Consider the following 16,020-nt stretch of genomic DNA (forward strand, 5'->3'; position numbering starts at 1 on the left):
CACACCGACCTGACGGACACGCCGAGAGCCTGGTAGTCTGTCGGAGTTTGTCCGGTGGGCGCGGGTCCGCAGGTACTGCACCGTCGCCGTCCCACCGGACGCCCGAAGGACGCACCACACACCGGAGGAACCACTTGGCACCGAACGACGCACCCCACGCGCACGGCGATCGACCGCTGCGGACGAAGGGCGCTGCGAAGCGCGCTCGGCGCAAGCTGACCACGGACGACGTCACCGTCGTCGAGGAGTCCCTGCTCAAGCGTGCCGTGGCGGCAGCCGCCCTCGGCAACGCGATGGAGTGGTTCGACTTCGGCATCTTCGCCTACCTGACCGTCACCATCTCGCAGGTCTTCCTGCCGCAGGGCGACCCGGCGGCGAACATCGTCGCGACGTTCGGCTTCTTCGCCGCCGCGTTCATCGTCCGTCCGATCGGCGGTGCCGTGTTCGGCCCGATCGGCGACAAGATCGGCCGGCAGAAGGTCCTCGCGCTGACGATGATCCTGATGGCCGCCGGCACGCTCATGATCGGCCTCATCCCGTCGTACGACACGATCGGCTTCTGGGCCCCGGTCCTGCTGCTCGTCGCCCGCTTCGTGCAGGGCTTCTCGACCGGTGGTGAGTACGGCGGCGCCGCGACGTTCATCGCCGAGTACTCGCCGGACAAGCGCCGTGGCTTCATGGGCTCGTGGCTCGAGTTCGGCACCCTCGCCGGCTACGTGCTCGGTGCCTCGATCGTCACCGGCCTGCAGTTCGGCCTGTCCGAGGACGCCCTGCTCAGCTGGGGGTGGCGCATCCCGTTCATCATCGCCGGGCCGCTCGGCCTCATCGGGCTCTACCTGCGCCTCAAGCTCGAGGAGACCCCGGCCTTCCAGAAGCAGCAGGAGCAGGCCGCCGAGCGCGAGGGCCAGAAGACCCCGTTCCTCAAGCTGTTCGCCGAGAACTGGCGCTCGCTCCTCATCTGCATCGGGCTGGTCCTGGTCTTCAACGTGACCGACTACATGCTCCTGTCGTACATGCCGACCTACCTCGAGCAGAATCTCGGCCAGAACGCGACGTTCGGCCTCATCCTCATCGTCGTCGTGATGCTGCTCATGATGGTCGTCATCACCTTCGGCGGGCGGCTGTCCGACCGGTTCGGCCGCCGCCCGGTGCTCGCCGCCGGCTGCATCGGCTTCATCCTGCTGTCCTGGCCGGCGCTCAAGCTCGTCCAGACCGGCACGGGTGTCGGGGTCTTCTCCGGCCTGCTCATCCTCGGTGTAGTGCTCGTGACGTTCACCTCGACGATGCCCTCGACGCTGCCCGCGCTGTTCCCGACGATCATCCGCTACGGCGCACTCGCCATAGCGTTCAACGTCTCGGTGTCGCTCTTCGGTGGCACGACCCCGCTCGCCACCGCCGCGCTCATCAACGGTGCGAAGGACGCCGGCTTCGGCTGGGCCGAGGACATCCCGGCCTTCTACCTCATGCTCGCCGCGGTGATCGGCCTGGTGGCGGTGTACTTCACCAAGGAGACCGCGGCCACGCCGCTCATGGGCTCCGGGCCGACGGTCGGTTCCGAGGACGAGGTCGCCGGTGTGATCGAGGACTACAACGACCCGACTTCGGAGCTCGCGCAGTCCGACTGGGCGAAGGACTTCTCGACGAGCGAGATCCCGATCATCTCGGGTGACGCCGCGACGGGTGACGAGGAGAAGGCACCCGCCGGCTCGTAGCCGCTGCCGCTCCGCCGGCCTGGAGGCACGGTGCGCGTCCGTCACGGACGTCGCGCCGTGCCTCCGGTCGTCTCCGGGCGGGTCGCCCCTGCCGGGGCGGCGATCAGGCCGCCGGGCCGCTCGCGAGTCGGTCGGCGGCGCGGAGCAGGCCGGCGGTCACCGGGTGGCCCGGGTGCTCGAGCACCGAGGCGGCCGGGCCGTGCTCGACGACCGCGCCCTCGTGCACGACGAGCACGTCGTCGGCGATCCGCCGGACCGCGCGCAGGTCGTGCGACACGAAGACCATCGCCACGCCGGTCTCGTCGCGGAGCCGCTCCAACAGGGTGAGCACGGCGTCCTGCACGGTGGCGTCGAGCGCGGTCACCGGCTCGTCGAGCACGACCACCTCGGGGTCGGTCGCGAGTGCCCGGGCGATCGCGAGCCGCTGTCGCTGCCCGCCCGAGAGCGTCAGCGGTGACCGTGGGCGCAGCGCCGGGTCGAGGTCGACCTGCCGCAGGGCGTCGTCCACCCGCGCCGCGAGCGGACCGGTGGCGCGTCGGGCGGTGCCGCGCGAGAGCGCGTCGGCGAGCACGCGCTCCACAGACCAGCGCTCGTCGAACGTCGCTCCGGGGTCCTGCACGACGGCGGCGACCCGGTGGCGTCGTGGGCGGCGGTCCCGCTCGGCCAGGGGCACCCAGGCGCCCCCGTCGAGCTCGACGGTGCCGGCGTCCGGCCTCTCGAGGCCGAGCAGGACGCGCGCCAGGGTGGTCTTGCCCGAACCCGACGCCCCGATCACCCCGAGCACCCGCCCGCGGTCGAGGGCGAACGACACGTCGTCGAGCGCGCGGACACCGGCGAAGTCCCGCCGGAGCCCACGCGCCGCAACGACCGCGGGAGCGTCTGCGTCCGCCGTGGACGCTCCGGCACGAGCGGCCGGGGCGAGGCCACGGCCGGCGGCACGCACCAACGCCCGCGTCGCCTCGTGCCGCGGCGCGTCGAACACCGCGGCGACGGGTCCCTGTTCGACGACCCGCCCCTCGTGCACGACGACGACGCGGTCCGCCCAGCCGGCGACGAGTCCGAGGTCGTGCGTGATGACGAGGAGGCCGGCGCCGCGCCGTTGGGCCGCGCGGAGCTGCTCCATGACGGTGACGGCCACGCCCGCGTCGAGGGCCGTGGTCGGCTCGTCGGCGACGACGAGCGACGGCGAGCCGACGGTCGCCGCGGCGATGAGCGCCCGCTGGCGCATCCCGCCGGACAGGGTCCCGGCGAGACGGCCGTCGGTCGCGGTGTCCGGGTCGAGGCCCACCGCCGCCAGCGCGTCGCGCACCGCGTCCACACGTTCGGCCGCACGCATCCCGGTGTGCAGCCGCAGGGTGTCGGCGACCTCGCGCCCGACGGGACGCAGCGGGTCCAACGCGCCCAGGGCCTCCTGGCCGACGTAGCCGACGCGTGCGCCACGCACCTGTCGCCACCGCCGTTCGGAGAACGCACGCACGTCGAGCCCGGCGACGGTGAACGTGTCGGCCCGCACAGCGGAGCCCGCGGCCGACAGGCCGAGGGCCGCGCGTGCGGTCACGGTCTTGCCGGAACCCGACGCACCGACCAGCGCGACGCACTCGCCGGCGTCGACCCGCAGGTCCACGTCGGTCACGATCGGGGTGCCGGCGATCCGCACGCTCAGGCCGCTGATGTCCAGGACGGTCGTCATCGGGAGGCTCCGGTTCGTCGGATCGCCCGTCCGAGGACCGTGACGGCGGTGGCGAGCACCACGATGGCGAGCCCGGGGAAGGTGCTCATCCACGGCGCGGTCTGCAGGTACGTCCGGCCGTCGGCGAGCATCGCGCCCCACTCCGGTGCGGGGGGCGGCGTGCCGACACCGAGGTAGCTGAGCGCCGACGCCCAGACCACCGCCTGGCCGACCCCGAGCGTGCCGACGGCGACGACGGGCCAGAGCGCGGCGGGCAGGACGTGCCGGACGACGATCGCGGCGGGGGAGCGGCCGAGCAGCACGGCCGTCTCCACCACCTGCGAGGTGCGGGCGGTGCGGACCAGGCCGCGCACGATGCGGGCGTAGCCGGGCGCCGTGGCGGAGCCCACCGCCAGCACGGCGGGGACCGGACCGGGGCCGGTGACGGCGATGACCACCAGGGCGACGAGGAGCAGCGGCAGCGCGAAGGCGACCTCGGTCACCCGTCCGATCACGGCGTCGAGCAGGCGCCCGACCCGTCCGGCCCCCGCGCCGAGCCCCGCGACCACGCCGAGCACGAGTCCGACGCCGCCGCCGAGCAGCGTCGCGGCGACGCCGACCAGCAGGGACGCGCGGGTCCCCGCGACGACGCGCGCCAGCACGTCACGCCCGGACTCGTCGGTGCCGAACGGGTGGGCGCCGCTCGGTGCCAGGAGCGCCTCGGCCGGGTGGACGGCCAGCGGGTCGCCCCCGCCGAGCAGCGCCGGCCACGCGGCCGCGACGACCGCGACGAGCACGACGAGGGCCGCCGCGGTGCCGGACGGGTCGAGCGCCCGACGACGCCGGGAGCGCGCGGCGGCCGGCGTGCCCGGGTCGACGATGCCGCTCACCGGGCGCCCCTCGGGTCGACGGCCCGTTCGACCAGGTCCGCCACCGCGAGCACCACGACGTAGGCCGCGGCGGAGACCATCGCGATGCCCGCGACGAGGGGCATGTCCCGCTGGGTCACGGCGGTGACGAGCGCACGGCCGATCCCGGGCAGGGCGAAGACCGACTCCACGACGACCGCGCCGGAGACGAGCGACCCGAAGGCCCACGCCGACAGGGCGATGCCGGGCAGGGCGGCGTGCCGGAGCAGGTGGCGCGCGAACAACCCGGTCCGGGTCTCGCCGCGGCTCCGGGCCGCGAGCGCGAAGGCGGACCGCTGCGCGTCCACGACGCCGTCGCGGACCGTCTCGGCCAGGTACCCGGCCACCGGCACCGCGACGGTGACGACCGGCAGCACCCACCCGCGCACGCTGCCGTCGCTGACCGCCGGGACCCACCCGAGCGTGCTCGCGAACACGACGATGAGCACGCTGCCGAGCCAGAAGTGCGGGACGACGCTCGCCGTCACGCTGATCGCCCCGGTCAGCGCCGCCGCGACCCGCCCGCGTTGCGTCGACCACCAGGCGGCGACGATCGCCAGCGCCCAGGCGACGACGAGACCGGCGACGGCCAGGGTGAGCGTGACCGGCAGCTGCTGGCCGAGCAGCGTCGCGACCGGCGTCCGGAACGCGTACGAGTCGCCGAGCCGCAGGGTCGCCAGGCGGCCGAGGAACACCGCGTACTGCACCAGGACCGGCTGGTCGAGGCCGTACTCGCGGCGGACCCCGGCGACCGCCTCGGCCGAGGCCTGCGACCCGGGTCCGCCCAGGATCGCGAGGGCGGGGTCACCCGGGATGAGCCGGATCGCCACGAAGACGATCGTCGCGACGGCCCACAGCACACCGACGCCCCCGGCGAGCCGCCGGACGGCCCACCAGACCCACGGCATCCGCGTCAGCGGTCGATCCAGGCGGTGCCGAACCAGGGCGTGGACACCGGGGTGGTGGTGATGCCGTGCACGGCGGAGCGCACCAGGAAGTGGTTCTGCTGGTCGTACAGGGGCAGCACGGTGTCGCTGGCCAGGATCGCCTGCTGCGCCCGCTCGTACAGGTCCGCGCGCTCGTCGGCGTCCGACGTGCGGGCGGCCTGCTCGAGCAGCCGGTCGAGTGCCGGGTCGTCGAGCTGGGCGAGGTTCGCGAAGTAGCCGGACGGTGCGGGCTCGATGCTCGCGCTGTCGTACAGGATCCGCAGGACGTCGGGCCCGACCTTCGTGTACGGGGCGCTGACGACGTCGTACTCGTTCGCGGCCAGGGCGGCGTACCAGCTGGACAGGTCGAGCTCGTCGAGCACCACCTGGAACCCGACGGCCTTCTCGGACGCCTGGATCTGCTGGAACAGGCTGCGCTCGGCCGGCACCGACTGGTTCGTCGAGACGGGGAAGGTCACGGTGAGCCGCTGGCCGTCCTTCTCGCGGATGCCGTCGGATCCGACCTTCCAGCCGGCGTCGTCGAGGAGCTGCTTCGCCGTCGACGGCGAGTACGCGAACCGGCTCTGCTCCGAGTACGCGAGCGGTTCGGCGCTCGAGAGCACCGAGTACGAGCGCTTCGCGGTGCCGAGGAACAGCGACTGCAGACCGGGGTCGATCTCGGCGCCGGCGATGAAGGCCCGCCGGACCGCTTCGTCCTGGAACACGCCGTGGCCGGAGTTCAGCTCGAGGCGGTTCGAGGCGCCGGGGCGCGGGGCGTCGAGGTCGCGGATCGCGCCCTTCGCCGACGCGGCCTTGAGCTGGTCGGGCTGGGCGTTGTCGATGACGTCGACCTGGCCGGACTGCAGTGCGGCGTAGCGCGAGGTCGAGTCCGGCAGGAACCGCCACGTGATGCCGGACAGGCGCGGCTTCGTCGCGCCCCAGTACTCGGTGTTCTTCGTCAGGGTGACGCGGTCGCCGTGCTTCCACCCGGTGACCGCGAACGGGCCGGTGCCGACGGGGGACTCGCAGTTCGTCGCCTGCGCCCGCTCGAGCGCCTTCGGGGACTCCATGCCGACCCAGGGCTGCGAGAAGGACTCGAGCAGTGCGCTGTCCGGGCGGCTCAGCGTCAGCGTGACGGTGTGCTCGTCGGTGGCGGTCGCCTTCGTGATCGACTGCAGCGCCAGGTAGCCGGTGCTCGACGCGGTGTCCGGGTCCTGCACGTGCTCGATGTTCGCCACGACCGCCGCGGCGTCGAACGGGGTGCCGTCGGTGAAGGTGACGTCGTCGCGCAGGGTGAACGTCAGCGTCTTGCCGTCGTCGCTCGTCGTCCACTTCGTCGCGAGCTCCGGGGTGGGTTCGCCGTCCTCGAGGCCGACGAGTTCCTCGATGTACTGCGTCGCCAGGAGTGCCTGCGGGTAGTTGCCGCCGACGTGCGGGTCGAGGCAGGTCGGCTCGGCGTCGCCGGACGCGTACGTCAGCGTGCCGCCGTTCACCGGCGTGCTGCTCGTCGTGCTCGTGCCCGGACCGCTGCAGGCGGCGAGGGCGAGGACGACGACGGTGGCGCTCGCGACCGCGGCGAGGGTTTTCTGTACTGGGTCCAAGATCATGGCTGACCGAGTCTAGCGGTTTACTGGGGCCCATGGACGAACCGATCCGCCGCGGTGGGCGGCCCCGCCGGTCGAGCGCCGAGGTGCTCGCGGACGCCGCCGCCGAGCTGTTCCTCGAGCAGGGCTACGGACGCACCACGGTCGACCAGATCGCCGCCCGCGCCGGGGTCAGCCGTGCGACGTTCTTCAACTACTTCCCGGCGAAGGCCGACGTCATGTGGCTCGAGCTCGACGCCGCCGTCGCCGCCCTGCCGGGGTACCTGGCGGCCGCCACCGAGCCGAGCGCCGTCCGGGCCGTCGAGCAGGCGCTGCTCGCGGCCGCACGCGCCCACGACCCCGAGCGCGTGCCGTGGGCCGTCGCGCAGGCCGAGGTGATGGGGATCGGCTCCGAGCTCGTGGCCGGGGTCGCCGTCCGGGTGACCGCCCAGCACGCGGCCGTCGCCGCCTTCGTCGCCGGGCGCACGGGGGAGCGGCCGCGGTCGGCCTGGCCGCAGACCGTCTCCGGGGCGATGCTCGGGGCCGCAGCCGCGGCGTTCGGCGTCTGGGTCACGGACGGCGTGGCCCGACGACCGCTCGTCGAGTACGTCGGCGCTGCGCTCGCCCCCGTCGCCGACGGCCTCGACCGGGCCTGAGGCGGCGCGGGCGCCGAGCGCCGCGCGGGCCCCGCGCCGTGCGGGCCCCGCGCCGCGCGTGCGCCGTGCCGCTCGCGGCGCGGCCGTCCGGTCACTCGGTGCGGAGGGTCCCCGCTCCGCCCGCCGCGACGTCCTCGACTGTGCCGTCGCGCACGACCTCGGGCACCTCGTCGCTGGTCGGCACCAGGGACGCGTCGTCCGGCAGGCTCAGGGTGAGCACTGCCTCTTCCACGTACTGGCTGCCCTCGAGCGAGGCCTCGACCTGCCGCAGGCGCACCGCGACGCGGGACTCGTCCTCGTTGCCGGTCAGGTCGACGGCCGCGACGAGGTACACGCGGGACGGCCCGACGAACTCCAGGTGCAGGTAGGTCACCCGCTCGACCTGCTCGCGCGAGAGCAGTTCGACGAGCACCGCGTTCTCGAGCTCCGGCGACGTGCTCTCGCCGAGCAGGAAGCGACGGTTGCGCTCGATGAGGACGATCGCCACGACGCCGAGGAGCAGGCCGATCGCGATCGAGCCGATCGCATCGAAGACCGCGAGCCCGGTGACCTGGTGCAGGAAGACCCCGAGGAAGGCCACGACGAGGCCGACGAGTGCCGCGGCGTCCTCGGCGAAGACCGCTCGCAGCGTGGGGTTCGAGGACTGCAGGACGTGCCGCAGCACCGGCACGCGGCGCTTCGTCGCCGCGCCCCGCGCCTGCCGGTACGCCTGCAGGAAGCTCGTCCCCTCGAGGCAGAACGCCAGGGCGAGCACGACGTAGTTGAGCAGGACGTCCTCGGCCGGGCCGGTCTCCCCGAACTCCGAGATGCCGTGCGAGATCGAGACGATCGCGCCGGCGGTGAACAAGCCGAACGCGGCGAACATCGACCAGATGTAGGTCTCGCGCCCGTACCCGAGCGGGTGCGCGGTGTCCCGCTTCTTGCCGCCTCGTCGTTCGGCCACGAGCAGGAAGATCTCGTTCCCGGTGTCCGCCCACGAGTGCGCGGCCTCGGCGACCATCGAGGCCGATCCGGACAGGAGTGAGGCGATCGTCTTCGCGATCGCGACGAGCAGGTTCGCGCCGAACGCGATGAGGACGGTGAGCAGGGAGCCGGAGCTCTTCTGCTCCGAGGGATCGGGCATCGCTCCAGCATGCTCCCGTCCGCTAAACTCGTCCGCACAGGCGTCGATCCGGCCATCACCGGGGAGCCTCCGGCAGAACGCGGACCAGCAACGGGCCGTCAGTAGAGCCGGGCGGACCGGGCCGCACCAGCCCCGGCGACGAGCGGTCGACCGCAGCGCGAGCAGCGGTCGGCAAGCGAGGTGGTACCGCGGAGCACGCTCCGTCCTCGTGGAGAGCAACCGAACCCACAGGAGCTGCGCGTGGCCTACCCCCAGAACTCGTCCGCCGACGGCGTGACCCCGTCGCCGTCCTTCCCCGCCGTCGAGCGCGGGATCCTCGCCTTCTGGAAGGGCGACGACACCTTCCAGGCGTCGATCGACCAGCGCGAGGGCTGCCCGGAGTGGACGTTCTACGACGGCCCGCCCTTCGCCAACGGCCTGCCGCACTACGGGCACCTGCTGACCGGGTACGCGAAGGACGTCTTCCCGCGCTACCAGACCATGCGCGGCAAGCAGGTGCACCGCCGCTTCGGCTGGGACACCCACGGGCTGCCCGCCGAGCTCGAGGCGATGCGCCAGCTCGGCATCACCGAAAAGCACGAGATCGACGCCATGGGCATCGACGTCTTCAACGCCGCCGCCAAGAAGTCGGTGCTGCAGTACACCGACGAGTGGCAGGAGTACGTCACCCGTCAGGCGCGCTGGGTCGACTTCGAGGACGACTACAAGACCCTCGACGTCACGTTCATGGAGAGCGTGCTCTGGGCGTGGAAGCAGCTCTGGGACAAGGGCCTGGCGTACGAGGGCTTCCGCGTCCTGCCGTACTGCTGGAACGACCAGACGCCGCTGTCCAACCACGAGCTGCGCATGGACGACGACGTCTACACGATGCGCCAGGACCAGTCCGTCACCGTCTCGTTCCCGCTGCGGGGCCCGCGCGCGGACGCGCTCGACCTGACCGGGGTGCGGGCGCTCGCCTGGACGACGACCCCCTGGACGCTGCCGACGAACGCCGCCCTCGCGGTCGGTCCGGACATCGCGTACGCGGTCCTGCCGACCGGGCCGGGAGGCGCGGCTGACGGTGGCGCCGCCGGCTCGGCCACCTACCTGCTCGCGTCCGACACCGTGGCCGCGCACGCGAAGGAGCTCGGCTACGAGAGCGCCGACGACGCGCTCGCCGCCGTGCTCCGCACGGTCGCCGGCGCCGAGCTCGACGGCGTCGAGTACGAGCGCCTGTTCGACTTCCTCGACGGCACCGAGGGGTACGAGAACGCGTGGAAGGTCCTCGTCGCCGAGTACGTCGAGACCGGTGAGGGCACCGGCATCGTGCACCAGGCCCCGGCCTACGGTGCCGACGACCAGGAGGTCTGCGCCGCGGCCGGCATCCCCGTCGTGCTGTCCCTCGACGAGGGCGGTGTCTTCACCTCGCAGTTCGGCGAGGTGGCCGGCATGCTCTGGTCGGACGCGAACAAGCCGCTGACCAAGGCCGTCCGCGACGCCGGGCGACTGCTCCGCCAGGCGTCCTACGAGCACAGCTACCCGCACTGCTGGCGCTGCCGGAAGCCCCTCATCTACAAGGCCGTCTCGTCGTGGTTCGTCCGCGTCACCGAGCTCCGCGACCGCATGGGCCAGCTCAACCAGGACATCAACTGGGTGCCGGACAACGTCAAGGACGGCCAGTTCGGCAAGTGGGTCGGCAACGCCATCGACTGGTCGGTCTCGCGCAACCGCTACTTCGGCACGCCGATCCCGGTGTGGCAGTCCGACGACCCCGAGTACCCGCGCACCGACGTGTACGGCTCGCTCGAGGACATCGAGCGCGACTTCGGCCGCCTGCCGGTGAACGCCGAGGGCGAAGTGGACCTGCACCGCCCGTTCATCGACGACCTGACGCGGCCGAACCCCGACGACCCGACGGGGGCGTCGACGATGCGCCGGATCACCGACGTGTTCGACGTCTGGTTCGACTCCGGCTCGATGCCGTACGCGCAGGTGCACTACCCGTTCGAGAACCGCGAGTGGTTCGAGTCGCACAGCCCGGCCGACTTCATCGTCGAGTACATCGGGCAGACGCGCGGCTGGTTCTACGTCATGCACGTGCTCTCCACCGCGCTGTTCGACCGGCCGGCCTTCGAGAACGTCATCAGCCACGGCATCGTCCTCGGCTCCGACGGCCAGAAGATGTCGAAGAGCTTGCGGAACTACCCGGACGTCTCCGAGGTCTTCGACCGCGACGGCGCCGATGCCATGCGCTGGTTCCTCATGTCGTCGTCGGTGATCCGCGGCGGCAACCTCGTCGTGACCGAGGAGGGCATCCGCCAGGGCGTCCGCGAGTTCATGCTGCCGCTGTGGTCGACGTACTACTTCTTCACCCTGTACGCGAACGCCTCCGGGCCCCACGGGTACCAGGCCACCCGCAGCACCGCGAGCACCGACGTGCTCGACCGGTACCTGCTCGCGAAGACCCGGGTGCTCGTCACCGACGTCCGGACGCACCTCGACGCGCTCGACACCCCGCTCGCGGCCCAGGCCGTCCGCGACTTCGCCGACGTGCTGACGAACTGGTACGTCCGCCGCTCGCGCGACAAGTTCTGGACCGGGGCCGACGCGGACGCCGGCGCCGAGACCCGTGCGGCGTTCGACACGCTGTACACCGTGCTCGAGACCCTGACCCGGGTCGCCGCGCCGCTCGCGCCGCTCGTCACCGAGGAGATCTGGAAGGGCCTGACCGGCGGGCGGAGCGTCCACCTGACGGACTTCCCGGACCCCGACGAGTTCCCCGCCGACGACGCCCTCGTCGACGCGATGGACCGCGTGCGCGACGTCGCCTCGAAGGGCCTGGCGCTCCGCAAGGCCACCGGCAAGCGCGTCCGGCTGCCCCTCGCCACGCTCACCCTGGTGGTGCCGGACCCGGCGGCGGTCGAACCGTTCGCCGACATCCTGCGCGACGAGCTCAACGTCAAGCGCGTGGTGCTCGAGGAGCAGGTCGAGGAGTCGCTGGCGCAGTACGGCATCGAGCGGAAGCTCACCGTGAACGCCCGCGTCGCCGGCCCCCGCATCGGCAAGCAGGTGCAGCAGGTGATCCCGGCCGCCAAGCAGGGCGACTGGACCGCGACCGACACCGGTGTGACCGTCGGCGGCGTCGACCTGGTCGAGGGCGAGTACTCGCTCGACCTCACCGTGGCCGACGCCTCGGTGGCGGTGGCGTTCCTCGACGAGGGCGGCTTCGTGGTGCTCGACACCGTGACCACGCCCGAGCTCGAGGCCGAGGGGCTCGCCCGCGACGTCGTCCGCGCCGTCCAGCAGGCCCGCCGCGACGCCGACCTCGACGTCAGCGACCGCATCGCCCTGACCCTGCGCGTGGACGAGGCCGCCGGTGGCCCGGTGCGCACCCACCAGGAGCTCATCGCCGGGGAGACCCTGGCGACGAGCGTCGAGATCGTGCCCCTCGGGGCGGACGACACCACCACCGACGTCGGTGACGGTGCGAAGGTGACCGTGGAGGTGTCACGCGCATGAGTGACGACGACCAGTACGACCAGCACGACCAGCACGACCGGTACGACGAGGACGGCATCCGGATCCCGGTGGGGCCGTCCGCCGACGCCCCGGTCGAGGCGCTGCCCTACGGGGGTGACGACGACGAGGTCCGCCGGGTCGAGGCCGCGCTGTACGCCCGGATCGGCGAGCAGTCGCCCGAGCACCGGCTCACCGCGACCCGTCGCGCCGTCGAGCTCCTCGGCGACCCGCACCTGGCGTACCCGGTGATCCACCTCACCGGGACGAACGGCAAGACGTCGACCGCCCGCATGACCGAGAGCATCATCCGGGCCCACGGCCTGCGCACCGGCCTCATGACGAGCCCGCACCTGGTGTCCATCCGGGAGCGCATCGTCATCGACGGCCAGCCGATCGCGGCGGACCGCTTCGTCGAGAACTGGGACGACATCGCCCCCGTCCTCGAGATGACCGACCAGGAGCTCACCGACAAGGGCGAGCTCCCGCTGACCTTCTTCGAGGCGCTGACCGTCCTCGCCCTGGCGTGCTTCGCCGAGGCGCCGGTCGACGTCGCCGTGGTCGAGGTCGGCATGGGCGGCGAGTGGGATTCCACGAACGTCGTGCAGAGCCAGGTGTCGGTGTTCACGCCGATCGCCATCGACCACGCGAAGCAGCTCGGCGCCACGGTGGCCGAGATCGCCCGCACCAAGTCGGGGATCGTCAAGCCGTCGTCGGCCGTGGTGTCGAGCCGGCAGGTGCCCGAGGCGCTGGCCGAGCTCGAGCGTGCCGCCGAGCTCACCGAGTCCACCCTGGCCGTCGAAGGCGCGGGGTTCAGCGTGGTCGACGTCACCCCGGCCGTGGGCGGACAGCTCGTCACCGTGCAGGGCATCGCCGGCCGATACGACGACCTGTTCCTGCCGCTGTTCGGCCGGCACCAGGCCGAGAACGCGGCCGTGGCGATCGCCGCCGTCGAATCGTTCCTGGGCCGCGGCGCGCAGGCACTCGACGAGGACGTCCTGTCCGAGGGTCTCGCCGGTGCCACCAGTCCCGGCCGCCTGCAGCCGATCGCGACCGAGCCGACCGTGGTCGTCGACGCCGCACACAACCCGCACGGCGCGAAGGCACTCGCCGAGGCGCTGCCGGTCGCGTTCCCGTCGGAGCACGTCGTCGGCGTCGTCGGGATCCTCGCCGACAAGGACGCCCGCGGGTTCGTCCGCGCGCTCAAGGACACCGTCGCGACCTTCGTCGTCACGCAGCCGCCGGGGGAGCGCGCCCTCGACGCGGACGCCTTCGCCCGGGTGGTCGTCGACGAGGTCGGCGGCGACCGCGTGGTCGTCGAACCGACGCTCACAGCGGCGCTGCAGGAAGCACGCGACCTGGCGGACGAGGCCGACGCCGAGGACGCCCTCGTGCTCGTCGCGGGCTCCATCGTGATGGTGGGCGCGGTCATGGACCTCGTGCACCGGGAAGGCGGGACGAAGTGACGGACGCACCGCGGGCTTCCCGGCCGGGTCGTGCACCTCGGACCCGCAGGCCGCGTCGCGAACGCGGGGCGCGGGAGAGCCTGCTGTCGATCACGCTCGTGCTCGAGGCGATCATGTTCTTCTTCCCGACACTCGTCGTCTTCGGCAAGGGCACGCTGCCGCCGGCCGTGGCCTTCGGCGGCGGGGTCGCGGCGATCATCGTCCTCGCAGCTGCCTCACGCCTGACGGGCAACCGGGCCGGTGTAGTGTTCGGGTGGCTGCTGCAGGCGGCCATCCTCGCCACCGGGTTCATCGAGCCCTTCATGTTCGCGGTGGCCGTGGTGTTCCTGGCGCTGTGGGTGTTCTGCTTCGTCAAGGGCGGTCAGCTCGACCGGATGAACGCCGCGCGCCGGGCCGCTCTGGGCGAGGACTGACGACCACGTCGACCACGACCCCAGGAGTACTGCGTGACCGATCTCGAACAGACCCTCGTCCTCGTCAAGCCCGACGGCGTCGCCCGCCAGCTCACCGGTGAGATCCTCCGCCGGATCGAGGCCAAGGGCTACGAGATCGTCGACCTGAAGATGCTCAGCGCACCGCGCGACCTGCTCGACGCGCACTACGAGGAGCACCAGGGCAAGCCGTTCTTCGAGCCGCTCGTCGAGTTCATGCAGTCCGGCCCCGTGGTCGCGGTGCGGCTCGCGGGCAACGGCGTCATCGCCGGGTTCCGCTCGCTCGCCGGCACGACGGACCCGACCTCGGCCGCGCCCGGCACCATCCGTGGTGACCTCGGCCGCGACTGGGGCCTCAAGGTGCAGCAGAACCTGGTGCACGGGTCCGACAGCCCCGAGTCGGCCCAGCGCGAGCTCGCGCTCTGGTTCGCCTGAGCGTTCGGGAGGACGAGATGACGAACAACGACCGACCCACCAAGAACGAGCGTCGCCAGCACGCCCGTGAGGTCGCACGGCAGCGTGCCGACGCCGAGAAGCGTCGCAAGCGCCGCAACAAGTGGTTCCTGCAGGGCGGCATCGGTCTGGGGATCGTGGCGATCGCCGCGATCATCGGCATCGTCGTCGTGAACGTGAACAACGCACCCGCCGTCTCGGCGGCCGGGCCGGCGAACATGGCCACCGGCGCGATCCAGTTCACCGGGAAGGGCGGCGACGTCACCCCGGTGACCACGAAGGCCGTCCCCGCGAAGGGCAGCCCCTCGGCCGTGCCGACGTCGAACGCCGACGGCGCGGTCGCCGTGACCGAGTACGTGGACTGGGCCTGCCCGGTCTGCAAGCAGTTCGAGGCGACCTACGCCGACCAGATCCTCGACAAGGTGAAGTCCGGCGACGCGACCCTGGCCATCAAGCCGGTGTCGATCCTCGACCGCAGCTACAACGGCTCGCGCTACGCCAGCCGTGCCGCGAACGCGGCGATGTGCGTCGCGAACTACGCGCCGGACAAGTTCCTCGACGTGCAGACCCAGTTCTTCGAGAACCAGCCGCAGGAGGGCACCAAGGGCCTGACGAACGCCGAGATCGCCGACCTGGTGAAGGCGGGCGGTGCGACCGGCTCCGACGTCTCCGAGTGCCTGTCGAACGAGCAGTTCAAGGGCTGGGTGACGAAGTCGACGAACCAGGTGCTCGCGGACGACTCGCTCAAGGGCGCCCAGGGCTTCGGCACCCCGACGATCGTCGTGAACGGCAAGCGCCTGGACAGCCTGGGCGACGTCATCACGCAGATCGACGCCGCCGCGAAGTGACCTGACCGCGGACGACCCCGGTCGGCCCGCGTGACGACGGCCCCCGCTCCCGACCAGGGAGCGGGGGCCGTCGCGGTTGCCGACCGGACCGGCACCGTGCCGACCGGACCGGCAGCGGGGTCAGAGCGTGGTGAGGACCGTCGGGAACACGATGAGGATCGACACGATCACCACGAGGTAGTTCGCCAGCGGGAACGTCCAGCAGAAGGGCAGCAGGACCCGGCCGACGCGTTCGAGGCGGGCGCTGAAGGTGCCGCGTGCGGCGTTCCAGATCGTCAGCACCCAGAACATCGGGATCGTCATCGACCAGACGAGCATGCACCACGGGCACAGGTAGCCGATGACCCAGACGGTCTGCGTGAACAGCCAGGTGACGAAGACCCAGGCCAGGAACACCCCGGCGTTGAACGCGATCCAGAACCACCGTGAGCCGCGGAACCCGGCGAGCAGCACGACCCCGACCGCGATCGGGGCGACGAAGCCCATCACGCCGATGAGCGGGTTCGGGAACCCGAGCAGGTGGCCCTGCCAGCTCGTCATGACCTGCGAGCAGTTCACGAACGGGCTGACGTCGCAGCTCAGCACGGCCTTCGGGTTCTCGTACTTCGCGAACTCGTCGAGCACGAGCCGGAAGGCCGCGTACAGCGACACCGCTCCGGTGACGACGAGGAAGACCGCCATCGCGATCGGACGACGAGTGGTGCGTGCAGACGTGGTCACGCCGTCATCATCGCACGGGGCTTCCGGTCC

13 protein-coding genes are annotated in these 16,020 nt (G+C 72.1%); 7 read left to right on the forward strand and 6 right to left on the reverse strand.

Going from position 1 to position 16,020, the window contains the following annotated elements:
* Window positions 1-134: 134 nt before the first annotated feature.
* Window positions 135-1,712 (forward strand): glycine betaine/L-proline transporter ProP, encoded by a 1,578-nt coding sequence (gene proP, locus DEI99_RS05720; RefSeq protein ID WP_254783029.1) that lies wholly within the window; start codon window positions 135-137, stop codon window positions 1,710-1,712.
* 103 nt (window positions 1,713-1,815) lie between these two features.
* On the opposite strand, the gene DEI99_RS05725 is transcribed toward proP, so the two are convergent.
* From DEI99_RS05725 to DEI99_RS05740, 4 genes are read right to left on the reverse strand one after another with little or no spacing between them, the layout of a single operon-like run.
* Window positions 1,816-3,402, reverse strand: coding sequence for an ATP-binding cassette domain-containing protein (locus tag DEI99_RS05725; RefSeq protein WP_111040675.1), 1,587 nt, complete (start codon window positions 3,400-3,402; stop codon window positions 1,816-1,818).
* Window positions 3,399-4,271: an ABC transporter permease gene (locus tag DEI99_RS05730; protein ID WP_111040674.1), complete on the reverse strand. Its 873-nt coding sequence runs from the start codon at window positions 4,269-4,271 to the stop codon at window positions 3,399-3,401. Before DEI99_RS05730 ends, DEI99_RS05725 begins: the two co-directional genes overlap by 4 nt.
* Window positions 4,268-5,197 carry an ABC transporter permease gene (locus tag DEI99_RS05735; RefSeq protein WP_111040673.1) on the reverse strand — a complete coding sequence of 310 codons (930 nt, stop codon included), beginning with the start codon at window positions 5,195-5,197 and terminating at the stop codon, window positions 4,268-4,270. The genes DEI99_RS05730 and DEI99_RS05735 overlap by 4 nt, the downstream gene beginning before the upstream one ends.
* Before the next feature lie 5 nt (window positions 5,198-5,202).
* On the reverse strand, window positions 5,203-6,822 hold the full coding sequence (locus tag DEI99_RS05740) for an ABC transporter substrate-binding protein (RefSeq protein WP_111040672.1): 1,620 nt from the start codon (window positions 6,820-6,822) through the stop codon (window positions 5,203-5,205).
* 32 nt (window positions 6,823-6,854) lie between these two features.
* Between DEI99_RS05740 and DEI99_RS05745 the strand changes: the two genes are divergently transcribed.
* Window positions 6,855-7,454, forward strand: a complete 600-nt coding sequence (locus DEI99_RS05745) for an acyl-CoA-like ligand-binding transcription factor (RefSeq protein ID WP_071257299.1) — start codon at window positions 6,855-6,857, stop codon at window positions 7,452-7,454.
* A 91-nt stretch (window positions 7,455-7,545) separates the two neighbouring features.
* Here the strand turns inward: DEI99_RS05745 and DEI99_RS05750 are convergent, their stop codons facing one another.
* Window positions 7,546-8,577 carry a cation diffusion facilitator family transporter gene (locus DEI99_RS05750; protein ID WP_111040671.1) on the reverse strand — a complete coding sequence of 344 codons (1,032 nt, stop codon included), beginning with the start codon at window positions 8,575-8,577 and terminating at the stop codon, window positions 7,546-7,548.
* A 240-nt stretch (window positions 8,578-8,817) separates the two neighbouring features.
* On the opposite strand from DEI99_RS05750, the gene ileS reads away from it, so the two are divergent.
* Genes ileS through DEI99_RS05775 form a run of 5 tightly spaced genes read left to right on the forward strand, consistent with a single transcriptional unit; the run spans window position 8,818 to window position 15,270 of the window.
* Window positions 8,818-12,075 carry an isoleucine--tRNA ligase gene (gene ileS / locus DEI99_RS05755; RefSeq protein WP_111040670.1) on the forward strand — a complete coding sequence of 1,086 codons (3,258 nt, stop codon included), beginning with the start codon at window positions 8,818-8,820 and terminating at the stop codon, window positions 12,073-12,075.
* A complete protein-coding gene (locus tag DEI99_RS05760) occupies window positions 12,072-13,538 on the forward strand; it encodes a bifunctional folylpolyglutamate synthase/dihydrofolate synthase (protein WP_181434331.1) in 1,467 nt (488 codons plus the stop codon). The genes ileS and DEI99_RS05760 overlap by 4 nt, the downstream gene beginning before the upstream one ends.
* Window positions 13,535-13,951, forward strand: a complete 417-nt coding sequence (locus tag DEI99_RS05765; RefSeq protein WP_071257309.1) for a DUF4233 domain-containing protein — start codon at window positions 13,535-13,537, stop codon at window positions 13,949-13,951. The genes DEI99_RS05760 and DEI99_RS05765 overlap by 4 nt, the downstream gene beginning before the upstream one ends.
* A 33-nt stretch (window positions 13,952-13,984) precedes the next feature.
* Complete coding sequence (gene ndk / locus DEI99_RS05770; protein WP_111040668.1) at window positions 13,985-14,404, forward strand: nucleoside-diphosphate kinase; 420 nt, start codon at window positions 13,985-13,987, stop codon at window positions 14,402-14,404.
* Window positions 14,405-14,421: 17 nt separating this feature from the next.
* Complete coding sequence (locus tag DEI99_RS05775; protein WP_111040667.1) at window positions 14,422-15,270, forward strand: DsbA family protein; 849 nt, start codon at window positions 14,422-14,424, stop codon at window positions 15,268-15,270.
* A gap of 120 nt (window positions 15,271-15,390) precedes the next feature.
* On the opposite strand, the gene DEI99_RS05780 is transcribed toward DEI99_RS05775, so the two are convergent.
* On the reverse strand, window positions 15,391-15,990 hold the full coding sequence (locus DEI99_RS05780) for a vitamin K epoxide reductase family protein (protein WP_258369189.1): 600 nt from the start codon (window positions 15,988-15,990) through the stop codon (window positions 15,391-15,393).
* Window positions 15,991-16,020 lie beyond the last annotated feature (30 nt).

The sequence above is a fragment of the Curtobacterium sp. MCLR17_036 genome (genome assembly GCF_003234445.2).
In the GTDB taxonomy this organism is placed as follows: domain Bacteria; phylum Actinomycetota; class Actinomycetes; order Actinomycetales; family Microbacteriaceae; genus Curtobacterium.

What these genes read in the sequence shown, in the direction of transcription:
- DEI99_RS05740 (WP_111040672.1), bottom strand. Translation starts at nt 6,822, where the DNA reads ATGATCTTGGACCCAGTACAGAAAACCCTCGCCGCGGTCGCGAGCGCC.
- DEI99_RS05745 (WP_071257299.1), top strand. Translation starts at nt 6,855, where the DNA reads ATGGACGAACCGATCCGCCGCGGTGGGCGGCCCCGCCGGTCGAGCGCC.
- DEI99_RS05750 (WP_111040671.1), bottom strand. Translation starts at nt 8,577, where the DNA reads ATGCCCGATCCCTCGGAGCAGAAGAGCTCCGGCTCCCTGCTCACCGTC.
- DEI99_RS05725 (WP_111040675.1), bottom strand. Translation starts at nt 3,402, where the DNA reads ATGACGACCGTCCTGGACATCAGCGGCCTGAGCGTGCGGATCGCCGGC.
- DEI99_RS05775 (WP_111040667.1), top strand. Translation starts at nt 14,422, where the DNA reads ATGACGAACAACGACCGACCCACCAAGAACGAGCGTCGCCAGCACGCC.
- DEI99_RS05735 (WP_111040673.1), bottom strand. Translation starts at nt 5,197, where the DNA reads ATGCCGTGGGTCTGGTGGGCCGTCCGGCGGCTCGCCGGGGGCGTCGGT.
- DEI99_RS05760 (WP_181434331.1), top strand. Translation starts at nt 12,072, where the DNA reads ATGAGTGACGACGACCAGTACGACCAGCACGACCAGCACGACCGGTAC.